13 protein-coding genes are annotated in these 13309 nt (G+C 65.4%); 9 read left to right on the top strand and 4 right to left on the bottom strand.

Annotated elements, in window-relative coordinates:
- Nucleotide 1 precedes the first annotated feature (1 nt).
- Genes MPARV_RS0109790 through MPARV_RS0109770 form a run of 5 tightly spaced genes read left to right on the top strand, consistent with a single transcriptional unit; the run spans nucleotide 2 to nucleotide 5002 of the window.
- Nucleotides 2-715 (top strand): hypothetical protein, encoded by a 714-nt coding sequence (locus MPARV_RS0109790; protein ID WP_155852500.1) that lies wholly within the window; start codon nucleotides 2-4, stop codon nucleotides 713-715.
- Complete coding sequence (locus MPARV_RS0109785) at nucleotides 705-2186, top strand: hypothetical protein (RefSeq protein ID WP_020378104.1); 1482 nt, start codon at nucleotides 705-707, stop codon at nucleotides 2184-2186. Before MPARV_RS0109790 ends, MPARV_RS0109785 begins: the two co-directional genes overlap by 11 nt.
- On the top strand, nucleotides 2183-3373 hold the full coding sequence (serB, locus tag MPARV_RS0109780) for a phosphoserine phosphatase SerB (RefSeq protein WP_020378103.1): 1191 nt from the start codon (nucleotides 2183-2185) through the stop codon (nucleotides 3371-3373). Before MPARV_RS0109785 ends, serB begins: the two co-directional genes overlap by 4 nt.
- Before the next feature lie 50 nt (nucleotides 3374-3423).
- On the top strand, nucleotides 3424-4026 hold the full coding sequence (locus MPARV_RS0109775; RefSeq protein ID WP_012227682.1) for an SIS domain-containing protein: 603 nt from the start codon (nucleotides 3424-3426) through the stop codon (nucleotides 4024-4026).
- Nucleotides 4016-5002 carry an NAD-dependent epimerase/dehydratase family protein gene (locus tag MPARV_RS0109770; RefSeq protein ID WP_012227684.1) on the top strand — a complete coding sequence of 329 codons (987 nt, stop codon included), beginning with the start codon at nucleotides 4016-4018 and terminating at the stop codon, nucleotides 5000-5002. Before MPARV_RS0109775 ends, MPARV_RS0109770 begins: the two co-directional genes overlap by 11 nt.
- A 49-nt stretch (nucleotides 5003-5051) precedes the next feature.
- Here MPARV_RS0109770 and MPARV_RS0109765 read toward each other — a convergent pair whose 3' ends face one another.
- Nucleotides 5052-6710 (bottom strand): ArnT family glycosyltransferase, encoded by a 1659-nt coding sequence (locus tag MPARV_RS0109765; protein WP_020378101.1) that lies wholly within the window; start codon nucleotides 6708-6710, stop codon nucleotides 5052-5054.
- A gap of 145 nt (nucleotides 6711-6855) precedes the next feature.
- Between MPARV_RS0109765 and MPARV_RS0109760 the strand changes: the two genes are divergently transcribed.
- From MPARV_RS0109760 to MPARV_RS0109750, 3 genes are all read left to right on the top strand, one after another.
- On the top strand, nucleotides 6856-7596 hold the full coding sequence (locus tag MPARV_RS0109760) for a transaldolase (protein WP_051011990.1): 741 nt from the start codon (nucleotides 6856-6858) through the stop codon (nucleotides 7594-7596).
- Between the two features lie 76 nt (nucleotides 7597-7672).
- The gene (locus MPARV_RS0109755) at nucleotides 7673-8491 is read left to right on the top strand and encodes a hypothetical protein (protein ID WP_020378099.1); all 819 of its coding nucleotides are present in this window, start codon (nucleotides 7673-7675) and stop codon (nucleotides 8489-8491) included.
- Complete coding sequence (locus tag MPARV_RS0109750) at nucleotides 8491-9342, top strand: TylF/MycF/NovP-related O-methyltransferase (RefSeq protein ID WP_081582216.1); 852 nt, start codon at nucleotides 8491-8493, stop codon at nucleotides 9340-9342. The genes MPARV_RS0109755 and MPARV_RS0109750 overlap by 1 nt, the downstream gene beginning before the upstream one ends.
- Before the next feature lie 50 nt (nucleotides 9343-9392).
- Here the strand turns inward: MPARV_RS0109750 and MPARV_RS0109745 are convergent, their stop codons facing one another.
- From MPARV_RS0109745 to MPARV_RS0109735, 3 genes are read right to left on the bottom strand one after another with little or no spacing between them, the layout of a single operon-like run.
- Entirely contained in the window at nucleotides 9393-10640 is a 1248-nt protein-coding gene (locus MPARV_RS0109745) for a glycosyltransferase family 2 protein (RefSeq protein WP_012227694.1), read from the bottom strand.
- Nucleotides 10641-10662: 22 nt separating this feature from the next.
- Nucleotides 10663-11460 carry a sugar phosphate nucleotidyltransferase gene (locus MPARV_RS0109740; protein WP_012227696.1) on the bottom strand — a complete coding sequence of 266 codons (798 nt, stop codon included), beginning with the start codon at nucleotides 11458-11460 and terminating at the stop codon, nucleotides 10663-10665.
- A gap of 22 nt (nucleotides 11461-11482) precedes the next feature.
- On the bottom strand, nucleotides 11483-12463 hold the full coding sequence (locus tag MPARV_RS0109735) for a GHMP family kinase ATP-binding protein (RefSeq protein WP_020378097.1): 981 nt from the start codon (nucleotides 12461-12463) through the stop codon (nucleotides 11483-11485).
- 46 nt (nucleotides 12464-12509) lie between these two features.
- Between MPARV_RS0109735 and dapB the strand changes: the two genes are divergently transcribed.
- Nucleotides 12510-13301 carry a 4-hydroxy-tetrahydrodipicolinate reductase gene (dapB, locus tag MPARV_RS0109730; RefSeq protein ID WP_031278049.1) on the top strand — a complete coding sequence of 264 codons (792 nt, stop codon included), beginning with the start codon at nucleotides 12510-12512 and terminating at the stop codon, nucleotides 13299-13301.
- Nucleotides 13302-13309: the final 8 nt, after the last annotated feature.

Genomic DNA, 13309 nt, shown 5'->3' with positions numbered 1-13309 from the left:
CGTGGTCTCGACCGACGCGTCGCAGCGGCGACCGCCCCTTCTGGGGCGGTCGCCGCTGCGCGTTCTGTTCCGGGTGGCGCAGGTGTCACTCCTGTTGTGGGCCGTGGTCGTGCTGGCGGAGCGCTACGACGAAACGACCTTGAGGCCCCCCGACGCCGCTACCCAGGCACCCGACCTGGTGCTCGGCCAGCAGGTCGTCGCAGATGACTTTGATGGTGCCGACGGGCCGTTGTCGGATTCGGCCGACTGGGAGGTTGTGGCGGGCGATTGGGTCACGGCCGACGGCGAGGCGAAGTTGATCGCCGACCCCGAGCTTGCGACCCCCTCGTTGGCGCTGACCAAGCTGCCACAAGCAGATCGGCTGGTCGTTCAGGCCCGCGTCTCAGGCGGCGCTGACGGCGTCGGCCTGGTCTATGGGTACCGCTCACCGCAGGACTTCACGCGGGTCAGCTTCAACCCGTCGTTCGCCGCAGCCGGTGTCGAGCGCATCGATGGAGCCGGCGCCGTTGCTTTGAATACGTTCGGCCCGGTCGACCTGGCCGGGTCGTTTGACATCACCTTGGAGTTCGGCCGGGACGAGGTCCAAGTGTGGGTGGGCAACCTGACGCTCGGCCAGGTAGCTCTGGAGGAGATGCCAACCAACGTGGGGCTGTCGTCCGCCGGCGGTGCCGCCGTGTCGTTCGACAGCGTGAAGGTTTACCGCGATGGAGGATGAGTCGGCGCTCGCACCCAAGCGGGTTGCGGTGCCCGGCCGCGTCTTGTGGGTCGTGCTCGCCATTTGGATGGTGGCCTTGGGGTTTCGGGTCGCCTACATCACCCAGATCAACCCCGATCAGCCACTGACCGGAGACGGCGGCTATTACCACGCTCTTGGCAATTCGCTGCCGAAGGAGGGCTTTCGGCGAGCGTTCGAATTCTCCATGGTCACCGAGGAAACGGCGGCCCATCCTCCCGGTTACCCGGTGCTCTTGAGCCTGGGCAGCCGAATTGGGCTGACCACGCCGGACGATCATCGAATGCTCACGGCTCTGGTTGGGTCACTTGCCGTGCCGTTGCTTGCGCTCTCCGCTGCCCGACTGGCGGGCCGCCGCCGTCGCGGCCCTCCGCCCAGCGCACGCATGGTGGGCTGGGCCGCGATCGGGGCGGCGGTGATTGCCACAGTGAACGTGAACATGTGGAGCTGGGATGCGCTGATCCTGGCTGAGCCACTGGTGATGACGGCAACTTCGCTTTGGCTGTACGCGCTGCTGGTCTACGACGACCGGCCAGGACCTGGCGCAGTGCTGACCGCAGGCCTGGCGCTTGGGGTCGCGGCCGCCACGCGATCGGAACTGATCCTGGCGGGCGTCGTGATCTTGGTGCTGCTGTGGCGTCACCGGTCGCTGCCGTGGCAGCGCCTGGCGTTGCACAGCGCAGCGTTTGGTGCAGGTGCCCTGATGGTGTTGGGCCCGTGGCTCTGGTCCAACATGCACCGCTTCGAGGAGCCGGTCTTGATGACCACCGGCGTCGGCACCACGATGCTGCAGGGCAACTGCGATTCCGCGTTCTACGGGCCGTTGACCGGCTACTCGGACTATTCGTGTTTCGACCGAAGCCGAAGCCTGATGAACCTGGACATGGACGCCAGCGAGCGGGATCTGGTCGCTCGGAACATCGCCGGTGACTACATCCAGACTCACCGGGCGAGGCTCCCGGTGGTCGCCGCGGCACGAATCGCCCGCACGTTCGGCTTTTTTCGGCCGGTACAGCAGAGCTTCTTCATCGAGGTCCTGGAGCTGCGAGGCCCGCATTGGGTGGTGTGGGGTGGACTCATCTCGTGGCAGTTGCTGTTGCCACTTGGTATCGCAGGCGTGGTGCTGGCCCGCCGGGAAGGTCAATTGATTGCCCCCGTGATCCTGGTGGCGGGCTCCGTCGTGGCCGCCGTGAGCCTCACCCAGGGGGCGGATCGCTACCGGATGGCGCTCGAACCGCTGATGATCGCGTATGCAGGCTTGGCTGCCGCCCGCTGCCTGGCAGTGGTCGGCCGATCCACTCCCGCAATGGCCGACACCGGCCTCGGTCGCTGGTTGCGGAGGTGGTCGCCGACCCCGGAGCCGCCCGTCGTGGAGCCCCTTGACTCGGAGCCCCTTGACTCGGAGGTGCCGTTGGACGCAACGCCAACGTCGGAGATGGTGGGTACAGCGTGACCAACCTGGCGGTTCGGGTCATCGGTGCGGACCGGCCGGGTATCACCGCCGATCTCATGTCCACGCTGGCAGCGCTGGAGGCCGACCTTGAGGACCTTGAACAGGTGCTGGTTCGTCAGCGGCTTATTCTGGCGGCGGTGGTGGCCACGGATCGGCCCGACTCGGTTCGTCGGGAGCTGGCGGCATTCGGCGCGCGTCACGGCTTGTCAGTTCAACTGGATGAGGTGGCCGACGCCGGTACCCAACCTGCGGAGACCCAGATCGTCACCGTGCTGGCGCCCACGATCACCGCGGCGGCGTTGGAGATCATCACCGACACGCTGGGGTCGCTCGGAGCCAATATCGATCGCATCGTTCGGCTGGCCCGATATCCGGTCTACTGCTACGAGCTTCGGGTGTCCGGCGCCGATGCCGAGGGCATTCGCTCGGCGGTGACCGCGGCAGGGGCCGCCGCCCGCGTGGACGTCGCCGTACAGCGGGAGACCCTCGGGCGTCGAGCGATGCGCCTCGTGGCCTTTGACGTTGACTCCACCCTGATCCAGGGTGAGCTGATCGACGAGGTGGCCAAGGAGGCCGGCTGCGGGGCTGAGGTCGGGGCGCTCACCGTGGCTGCAATGGCCGGTGAGTTGGACTTCGAGTCTGCGCTTCGGGCTCGTGTGGCGTTGCTGAAGGGGCTCGACGTGAGCGTGCTGATGCGGATCGCCGCCGAGGTGCCGTTCACACCGGGTGCCCGCACGCTGGTTGCGACGCTGAAGCGGCTTGGTTTCGATGTGGTGGCCTTTTCTGGTGGGTTCTCGATGATGACCAACATCGTGGGGGAGCGGCTTGGCCTTGATGCCACGCACGCCAACGATCTGGAGGTCATCGATGGTCGGCTCACCGGTCGCCTTGAGGGCCGGGTGGTCGACCGGGCCCGAAAGGGCGAACTGCTGGCCGAGTTGGCCGGCCGGGCCGGCATACCGTTGGCTCAGACGGTGGCGGTGGGCGACGGCGCCAACGACCTGGACATGCTGGGCCGGGCGGGGCTGGGAATCGCGTTCAATGCCAAAAAGGTTCTGCGAGATGTGGCCGATGCAACCATCTCGGTGCCCTATCTCGACGTGGTGCTGTTCCTGCTGGGGGTGGGCCGCAGCGATGTGGAACGCGAACAGCTCACCCGTGCCGACCCCCCGAAGGCCGTCGAATGAGCCGATGACCGGATCGGCGCCTGTACGCTGCTCCTCGACCGGGAGGGCAATTGAGTTTCGTTGACACCTATCTGAATGAAACACGGACGATCGTCGAGCGACTCGACGGGTCTGCCATCGAGGCGGTTGCAACCACCTTGGCAGCTGTTCGCGACGGCGGGGGCCGCCTGTTCATCCTTGGGGTCGGCGGCTCGGCAGGGCACGCGTCGCATGCGGTCAACGACTTCCGCAAGTTGTGCGGGTTCGAGGCCTATGCGCCAACCGACAACGTGTCCGAGCTGACCGCCCGCATCAACGACGATGGCTGGGCCGGTGTGTTTGCCGGATGGTTGGCTGGGTCCCGCCTGGGCCCGGCCGATGGATTGTTGATCTTCAGCGTGGGGGGTGGTGACCGGGAGCGGGGCGTCTCGGCCAACCTGGTCGAGGCGATCGATGCGGCGGTCGCCGTCGGCGCTTCGGTAAGCGGCATCGTCGGTCGCGACGGTGGAGAGACCGCCAGGCGAGCGGATGCCTGCGTGATCATTCCTACCGTCGAGGACGCACGCGTGACTCCACATACCGAGGGGATGGCGGCGGTGGTGTGGCACCTCCTGGTGAGTCATCCCAAACTGCAGACTCGGGCCACCAAATGGGAGTCGCTCCGTGGAAGCTGAAGGCAGCGAGGTCGGCGGCTCCTGGTGCGTGGTTGGCGGGGCCGGATTTATCGGATCCCACCTGGTGGAGCGCCTTTTGGGCGAGGGGAGGGCCCAGCGCGTCGTGGTGCTCGACAACCTCTCTTCGGGCAGCCGCGAGCAGCTCGGGGCTTCGCTCCACGACGAGCGGGTGAGCCTGGTCGTCGGCGATTGTGGCGACCCCTCGGTGACGGTCCCGGCACTCGCGGGCATCGACGTCGTCGTGCATCTGGCATCCAACCCCGACATTGCCCGGGCGGTCACCGAGCCCGAAATCGACTTCGATTCGGGTACCAGGCTGTCCAACACCGTGGTCGAGGCCTCACGTCGAAATGGAGTTGGCACGGTGGTCTACGCGTCGGGCAGCGGTGTGTACGGCGACCTGGGTGACTTCGAGATTCCGGAAGACCACGGTCCGCTCAGGCCGGTGTCCACCTATGGGGCATCCAAGCTCGCCGGTGAGGCCCTGGTGTGCTCCTATGCCCACATGTTCGGACTCCGTGGCCGGGCGTTTCGGTTTGCCAACGTGGTCGGCCCCCGCCAGACCCATGGTGTGGGCTACGACTTCCTGGCGAAGCTCGGCCGATCGCCGGGGCTGTTGGAGATCTTGGGCGATGGTCGGCAATCCAAGTGCTACATCGCAGTCGAGGACGTTCTGGATGCCATTCTGGGAGTTTTGGACGCCAACGACCACCGTCCCTACGAGGTCTACAACGTGTCGACGGATGACGCCTTAAGCGTGGACGACATCGGGCGCGCAGCGTGCCGAGCTTTGGGATTGGACCCGGCAGCGGTCACCTTTGCGCACACCGGCGGTCGAGTCGGCTGGCGGGGTGATGTGCCGGTGGTCCGCCTCGACACCTCAAGAATCCGGGGGACGGGTTGGCAACCGAAGCGGACGTCGGCCCAGGCCATGGACTGGGCCTTGGCATCGATGGGCGGCGCTCAAACGGGCTAGCGGCCGGGTCGAAGGGCAAAGCAGACGCTTGGCCAAGAACCGCACAGGGTCACGACGCCTCGTTCACCCAGTAGGTCAAAATCTCAACCCCATCGACGTTGTAGGAGTCGACGCGTGACCAGAGATCCTTCTCGCGCGCCGGGATGAGCCTTCGTCCCAGCTGACGGTCTGAGATGGTCTCGACGTACACCCGATCCTGACCTGGCTCGGTCTCAGGACAGCTGAGCTCGTCCCCCCAAAAGCTTGGTTGACATTGGACGTAGCGCGAGCTGTCGCCCTCGTAGCGCTTATCCAACCACTCCTTCGCTTCGAACGGCTCTCCGCTCCAGGTCACCAGCACCTGACCCTCGGCCTCGCTGAGTCCACCGAGCGCCTCGTTGTAGTAGATGGAGGCACGCTGCCCGCTTTGGATCGTGTGGTACACGAGCCCCGTCCCGAGCACCAGGGCGAGCGGAACGATCCAAACGATCGATGTCCGTCTGAATTTTGACCGCGCCCAGTACCCGAAGACGAGGTCGAAGGACACCCCGATGAGGAAGGCTATTCCGACGAGGAGGACGGCCGAGTAGCGATCGATCTTCTTCGCCGAGAGGCCGAGTAACAGCGACTGAGAGGCAATGAATGTGGCGATGAGCAACCACCGCCTGTCCACCCTGCGGAGAAGGAGGGGGAGTGGGATGAGGCACAAACCAAGGAACGACCAAGGCGTCATCCTGAAGCCGAGCACGTAAAACGAGAAGTACCAGGGGGGATCGGAGCTGTAGCGGCCTCGGAAGAACTGTCCGTGTCCCAACTCGGCCAGCTTGGCCGATGAGCGCAGCGCGCCAACCTGTCGGGCCGGATCCGCCACCATGCCCGGCCAAAGTGCGAAAAACGTGACCATGGCGACAGCAACGCCGATGAAAACCCGACGTGCCGTCGGCCCGCGGAGCAGGGCCACAAACCGCTTCACGAGTCTTTTTGGTGCGGTTGGGTTGCCCCACTCTTTGAACAACGCCCAGCCCACACAGACCGCAGCCGCCGGAACCAGGCCCACTGCCGTCAGTTTCGTCAGGATCGCCAGCCCGAACGCAACACCCGCCAGCCCGGCAAAACGGGAGGGCTCCTCTTCCTTGCCGAACAGGGAGAGCGACCGGCACAGGGCCACATAGGCGATCATCGACAGGTAGGCGATGAATGCGTCCGTGTGGAACATTCCGTTGAGTGCTGCAAGGAACGGCTCGCCGGCGATGAGAACAGCACCGATGCCCGCAGCCATTTCGCCAAACGGCTTCCTGCAGAGTTGCCAGAGACCGAGGAGCAGCAGGGCGTTGAGCAGCGCCATCACGATGTGGACACTTCGGCGGTCTGGGCGTTCGCGGTCCTTGACGCAGGCCTGCAACGCGTCCGGTGCAGGGTCACGAACGACACACTCGTAGAGCAGCACACCCGTGCCAACCCACATGGTCGTCACCCCCGGCATGGTGATTGATTTCCCGGTGTCGGCGTCGTTGACGGGAAACGCGGTCATCAGCCGTGGTTGGCCGGTGACCAGCCCGGTGGCGAACTGTCGAGACCGGCCCGCCCAGAGCGTCTCGTCGATCTGAGTCGACCTTGCGGCCGTCTGGAGCGACCCCAACAACGACAGGAGCACCAAAACGGCGCCACCAAAACCGACCCGCCAGCGGCGATTTCTGCAGATCTTGACAAACCGGTTTGACCGGTGCACCTGGGGGTGGTCGGTGGTCGTCGACTCAGGGGGGGCGATGCTTGCCTCGCTTGCTGGACAGGGGTGGCTCAGGGCGTCAGCTTATCGCCCCACTTCTGGTTGACAGCCTTGGGAACCGGTGGTGGCTGCCGATACGGTCTGCACCATGGCCAACGCTCTCAACCGCTTGGACGGTACCGCCCATCTGGATGCACCAGAGGTCTTTGCAGACGGTGCCGACCTTCCCACACTGATTCAGCTTGCCGGTGACCCGCGCGTCAGTGGGTTCACCACCAATCCAACCCTCCTGCGAAAGGCGGGGGTGACCGATTATGAGAGCTTTGCACGAAGCGCTCTCGAAGTGGTGGGCGGGCGACCGATCTCCTTCGAGGTGCTCGCCGACGATCTTGACGAGATAGGGCGCCAAGCTCGATTGTTGGCCGGCTGGGGTGACTCGGTCTTCGTCAAAATCCCCGTGATGACGACCGATGGCACTTCCACACACCAGGTGGTGGCCGACCTCGCGGCTGACGGTGTGCAATTGAACGTCACGGCGCTGATGAACGTCCGGCAGGTTGCTGTGGTGTCGGCGGCGCTGGCCGGTGGACCTCCCAGCTACATTTCCGTCTTCGCCGGTCGTGTGGCCGACGCGGGACGCGACCCCATGCCGATCATGTCTGCGGCAGTTGCGATGCTCGACCCGGAACCCTCCCAGCGACTGATCTGGGCGAGCCCGCGAGAGGTGTTCAACTACGTGCAGGCCGCGCAGGTTGGATGCCACGTGATCACGATGACGTCGGATCTCATCGAGAAGCTCGCGACGATTGGGAAGGATCTCGATCAGTTCTCTCTGGACACGGTGACCATGTTTCGCAACGATGCCGTGGCGTCGGGGTTCATCCTGTAACCAGGTCGGGTTCAGGTCAACTACTGTTTCGCCGGCACTCGGTTGAAGGACGGCGATGGATACACCAGAGCGAACAATGGAATCAGAAGCGAACGAGCCCAGGCCGGTCGATCCGCCGCCAGAGGGTGCCAACCAGGATGAGGCGTTGACGTCCAGCGAGAAGCGGTTGCTCCTCGGGCTCGCGGTTGCGGGTGCGGTCATTCTGCTCGTAGTCGTCCTGGTGAACTTCGTGGGCGGTGGCTCGTCCGACGATTCCAGCCCGTCCGCCGATTCCGCGCCTTCAGGCCAGCCCGACCCCAAGGCGTTCACCGGCGACGGCGCCATAGCTGCCACCCCGTCACAACTTGCACCGGCCGCAACTCCCGTGGTGGACGACCTGGATCGCGACACGCTCAAGGGCGGGCCGCTGTCCTGGTCGGTGGTGGGCGAGGGCGATTGGCAACCGGACAACGGAGAACTGGTGACCGACACCGAACCGGTGGGTGCGAGCCCGATGGCCGTCGTCGAGATGCCGACCAAATTCGGTGAGGATTGGCGATTCTCGATCGTGGTGGAAAAGCCATCCGACAATGCCGGATTGGTTTTCGGGGTGGAGGACGCCGAAAATTACTGGGAACTGACGTTCAACTCCACCTACGCCGCAGCAGCGGTGAATCACGTGAGGGATGGTGAGAGCAAAGGGGTTCAGGTGATCGGCCCGACGGAATTTGGCCGAGGTGTCTCCTGGCAGGTCCAACACGAAGGCGACACCGTCACGCTGGCCTCCGAGGGTGAGCCGTTCTTTGCGGTGTCCGATCCGTCGCTGGAGGAATCGAGAAAGGTCGGGGTCATTGCCACCTCCGGCGCCCCGGCAACGTTCTCCTCACCTCAGATTGCTGCTCTCGAAGGCTCGTGATGAGCCCAGGAGTGGCGCACGGTCACCCGGGTGGTGGCCGCGGGCTTGCCGGGCCCAAGGAGGCGGGCATTCGCTTGGCGAAGGGCTCGGTGCTCTGGTTGCGCGATCGTCGCCGGCTCGAGCGGCTCCTGGCCAAGGTGGTGGTCGATGGGTCCAGGTCCCGCTACTCCCACCGTCTGCTGGCTCCAACCGCCACGCTGTCACCGTGGTATGACGACGAGGCATTCCTCGCCGTGTACGAGGCGGTGACCGATCACACCCTCGTTGACATCTACCGGTGCTGGGATCTGTGGAGCGGCCTTGCCCAGGTGGCCGATCTCCCAGGTGATGTTCTGGAGGTGGGTGTCTGGCGCGGGGGCACCGGGGTCCTGCTGGCGGAACGCAGCCGCCAACTCGGCCTGGACGCAACCGTGATTCTGGCCGACACCTTTGAGGGAGTGGTCGGCGCCGGGGACCAGGACCCGTGGTACGAAGGGGGCGAGCACGCCGACACGTCCGTCGAGGTGGTCGAGTCGTTGAAAGCTCGGTTCCCAGGGGTCAGCGCCAGCCTGGCGGTGGGCCGGTTTCCCGATGACACCGGTGCGGCGTGGGCCGGGAGTTCCCTGCGGTTGGTTCACATCGACGTCGATGTCTACTCGTCGGCCCTGTCCACGCTGAAGTGGGCCTGGCCCCGTTTAGGGGTCGGTGGGCTGGTCATCTTTGATGATTTCGGTTCGTACGAATGCGAAGGCATCGCAACGCTTGGTATGCAGCTCATGTCGGCTGCCGGCAGCGTGTTGCGTGGAATCACGAACCTGAACGGGCACCTCACCGTGGTGAAGGTCGCCGACGAACCGCTTCCGGACCTGTAGCACCGCGGCATCGCCCGGTTTCCGTAGTGGGCGCGGCTCCAACGGACCGGTTATCGACGCCGTGTGGCAGCGAGCGCATGCAGCAGCAGGGTGAAGGCAAAGGTGGCGAAGCACGTCACACCGAGCGTGAGTCCTGCAATGGCCAGGTGAGCCACCGGCAGGTCGCCCTTGGTCAGCGTGAAGTCGCGGGTGACGTAGCGCACCAGGAGGGGCAATGTGGCCAGCGCCCCCAGCACGCCCCCGACCATCGTCGAACCGACGGTGCGCGTGTAGCGGTAACGCCTCAGCAGACGTTGGGTGGTCATGCCCCGACGGTCGTAGATCACCCGGGCCAGCAGGCCCAACTGGTAACTGAAGATGCCCAGGGTGCTGACCACGAGCCCAAAGATCATCGTCGTCGTGGTGAACGTGACGCCCGCGACGGTGAGCGGACCCGCCACCAACGGAACAGTGAGCAGCAGTCCGACGACCAACGCCGCCAGGCCGGGGCGAACCAGGAAGAAGTCGGCCCCGTGGATGAACATGGCCTTCAGGTTGATCCAGGCTGCCGCAAACGGGCTGAACCAACCGGCGCGCTTGTGGTGGCTGACCCGGCCTTCGGCGTCCTTGAGGAACCTCACCGGCACCTCCTGGGTGCGTAGCCCCAGGTGCACCGACTTGATCACCATCTCCGACGCGTACTCCCAGCTCTGGGACACCAACTGCATTCGCTCGAGCGCGTCGAGGGTGAGACCCCGCATGCCGCAATGGATATCGGAGAAGTCCGAGTTGTAGAGCAGGTTGAGAATCCAGGTGGTGAAGGGGGTACCAAAGTAGCGGTGGAGCGCGGGCATGGACCCGTCCTCGATGGTGCCCTTCCAACGGCTGCCCATGACGAACTCGCAATCGTCCTGAAATGCGTCGATGAACGGCGCCAACAGGCGGAAGTCGTAAGTGCAGTCGGCGTCGCCCATGATGACCCAAGGTGCTCTGATCACGGCGATGGAGTCCAAATAGGCCCGGCCCAGGCCGCGCTTGGGTGTGCGCAGCACCCGTGCGCCGCCGGCCACGGCGATTTGGGGGGTGTCGTCGTCGGAGCTGTCCACGATCAGGATCTCGCCGCGGACGCCGGCATCGGCAAGGCCCTGGTGGCACCAGGCGACGAAGGTCTCCATGGTGATCGCCTCGTTGAGGGCCGGAATGACGATTGACACCTGTGGTTCGACCACGTCATCGACTGGAATCCACACCTCCAGCGCTGGGTCGTCGGGATGGTGCTGCACGGTGTGAGGCGGCGCCGGGTGCGTGGAGGTGCTCATTGTGATGACGATGCTGACAGGATCAGCGGTCGCCCGCCAGTAACGCCGCCTCGAGGCGGTCGATGCCCTCGGGCGTACCCACCTCGTCGTAAGGGCGGCTGACCTCGAAGGGTGCCACCAAACCGCGTGCCGACCAGGCCGCCACAGCGTCGGCGAGGTCCAGGTGGGGCGTCGCGGTCCCGTCGTCCAGACCGGCGATCAAATGACGGCTGATCACGCTGATGCCGTAGTCGATGTGTGTTCGTTCGGGTTGGTTCTGGGCGACTCCCTGACCCTTGGCGTAGCGCAGTCGATGCTCGTCCAGCGACACATTCGAGGCCTCCCGGCCGTTGCTGTTCTCGATGATGGCCATGGTCGCCGGTGCTCCGTTCCGAGCGGCTTCATCCCACAGGCTGCCCAGGTCAAGCCGAAGCCAGCTGTCGCCGTACAGCACGCAGAACCTCTCCTGCAGCAGACCGCGACGATGCGCCAACACCAGTGCCCCGCCGGTTCCCGGCCGCGGCGAGGTCGCGCCTTGGACGCCGTCATCGCTGTAGGTGATCGAGAGGCCGAACCTTGACCCATCGCCGAGTTCGGCGCGAATCTCGTCACCCAGGTGTCCGACGCACTCCACCACGTCGGTGACGCCTTGAGTGCGCAGCCACTCCAGTTGGCGATGAGCAAAGGGTCGGCCGAGCACGTCCACCAGGTGTTTTGGGCGCGAACGCCCAAGGTCGCCGAGCCGGGTGCCCAGCCCGCCGGAGAGAATCACGCATTGTCGGCGGTTCACCCTGTTGCCACGCGTTTGGCTTGGGAGCAACGTTTCCGATCGATCGGTCATGTTCCTCCCGCCCTGCTCGGCATCAACCGGCCGTCAGGACGGTGCACCCCAGGTGATCAAACCGAAATCGGAGTTCCCCCAGACCCTCGGCCCGCATCGCCCGACGAACCCGGTTGGGCTCGGGCGCATACACCAGAAGAAATCCGCCTGCACCCGCCCCGACCACCTTGCCGCCCAGTGCGCCTGCAGCTCGAGCGGTCTCGTAGTGATGATCGATGTCGGCGTTGGACATCCCAGACGTGCGGGCCCGCTTGGCCTCCCAGTGCTCATGCATCAGCTCTCCAAAGGCGGCGGTGTTGCCGCTGAGCAGCGCCTCGGAGATCTCATCACCCAGGGCTTTGGTGTGGTCGAGATTGGCCAGCATCTTTTCGTCCGCCTCCACGGTGCGGCGGTCCTGGTCGGCCAGCATGGCCGAAGCGGCCCGTGAGTAGCCGGTGAAGAACAGCAGCAGGTGCTCCTCCAGATCGCCAAGCGTGTCGTCGCTGACCCCAAGGCGCCGGGCATCGACGCTGTCGTCGGGGTGGAAGTCAAACGAGGTGACCCCCCCGTAGGCGGCGATGTACTGGTCCTGCTTGCCGACCGGCCCCTTGAGGTGATCGATCTCGATGGCACAGGCCTGCTCGGCCAGCGCATCGGTCAACACGGCTTCGTGACGGTGCGCGTACAAGGCCCGCAACAATCCCACGGTGAACGACCCGGAAGAGCCCAGACCGGTACCGGCGGGAATGTCGGCCATCGAGACGATCTCGACACCCGGCGGAATCTGATGGAGCCCCAGCGCGGTGCGCAGGATGTCGTGGTCGATGTACGCGATGTCCTCCACCCGCTCGATGGTCGAGTACTTCAACAGGTAGTCGTCAGTGAACGTGGGATTGATCGAGATGTACACGTAACGGTTGATGGCCGCCGACACCAGCCGTCCGCCCCGCTGCCGGTAGTAGCTGGGAAGGTCGGTTCCACCGCCGCCCAAGGAGATGCGGAGGGGCGTGCGGGTGATGATCATCGGCGACGATGATACCGCCACACCGAGGGGAAGTACCGTGGGAACCATGTCGATACGTGTAGGTGTGTTCGGGGCCGGTGGCCGCATGGGGGCCACGGTGTGTCGGGCCGTGGCGGCCGACCCCGACCTGGAACTGGTCGCTGCGGTCGACCCCCTCCACGCAGGCTTGGACCTCTCCGCGGTGGCAGGTCCGGAGGCGGGCGGGTTGCAGGTGGCCCACGACGCAGATGCGCTTGCCGATGCCGGTGCCGAGGTGGCGGTCGACTTCACTCACCTGGAGGCCGCCAAGGCCAATCTGGCGTGGCTTGCCGACGCCGGCATTCATGCCGTGGTCGGCACCACCGGCTTCGACGACGACGACCTCGCCCGGTTTCGGGCCGGATTCACCCGGTCGAACTGCGTGATCGCACCCAACTTCGCCATCGGCGCCATCTTGATGATGCGCCTGGCCGCCGATGCCGCCCCGTACTTCGAGACCGCCGAGGTGATCGAGTACCACCATGACAACAAGGTGGATGCCCCGTCGGGCACGGCCATGTTGACCGCCGAGCGGATCGCCGATGCGTCGTCGGACTGGGCGGAGGATCCCACCCGCACCACGGTGGTCGAGGGCGCTCGCGGAGGCGAGGCCTACCCGGGCGTCCGCATCCACTCGGTGCGGATGCGGGGCATGGTGGCCCACCAGGAGGTGCTGTTGGGCACCACCGGCCAGACGCTCACCATCCGTCACGACAGCTACGACCGCACCAGCTTCATGCCTGGCGTGGTGCTGGCCGCCAAGGCCATCGGCGACCATCCCGGCCTCACGGTGGGCCTGGACACGCTGCTCGACCTGTAGCGGTCAAC

Source organism: Candidatus Microthrix parvicella Bio17-1 (assembly GCF_000299415.1).
GTDB lineage: Bacteria > Actinomycetota > Acidimicrobiia > Acidimicrobiales > Microtrichaceae > Microthrix > Microthrix parvicella.
The sequence above is the reverse complement of the archived record's forward strand: the minus strand, read 5'-3'. Positions and strand labels throughout refer to the sequence as shown.

Excerpts from the sequence above, each read along its gene's own strand:
- MPARV_RS0109785 (WP_020378104.1), top strand. The coding sequence starts at position 705 with ATGGAGGATGAGTCGGCGCTCGCACCCAAGCGGGTTGCGGTGCCCGGC.
- MPARV_RS0109760 (WP_051011990.1), top strand. The coding sequence starts at position 6,856 with ATGGCCAACGCTCTCAACCGCTTGGACGGTACCGCCCATCTGGATGCA.
- MPARV_RS0109755 (WP_020378099.1), top strand. The coding sequence starts at position 7,673 with ATGGAATCAGAAGCGAACGAGCCCAGGCCGGTCGATCCGCCGCCAGAG.
- MPARV_RS0109750 (WP_081582216.1), top strand. The coding sequence starts at position 8,491 with ATGAGCCCAGGAGTGGCGCACGGTCACCCGGGTGGTGGCCGCGGGCTT.
- MPARV_RS0109745 (WP_012227694.1), bottom strand. The coding sequence starts at position 10,640 with ATGAGCACCTCCACGCACCCGGCGCCGCCTCACACCGTGCAGCACCAT.
- MPARV_RS0109740 (WP_012227696.1), bottom strand. The coding sequence starts at position 11,460 with ATGACCGATCGATCGGAAACGTTGCTCCCAAGCCAAACGCGTGGCAAC.
- MPARV_RS0109735 (WP_020378097.1), bottom strand. The coding sequence starts at position 12,463 with ATGATCATCACCCGCACGCCCCTCCGCATCTCCTTGGGCGGCGGTGGA.
- dapB (WP_031278049.1), top strand. The coding sequence starts at position 12,510 with ATGTCGATACGTGTAGGTGTGTTCGGGGCCGGTGGCCGCATGGGGGCC.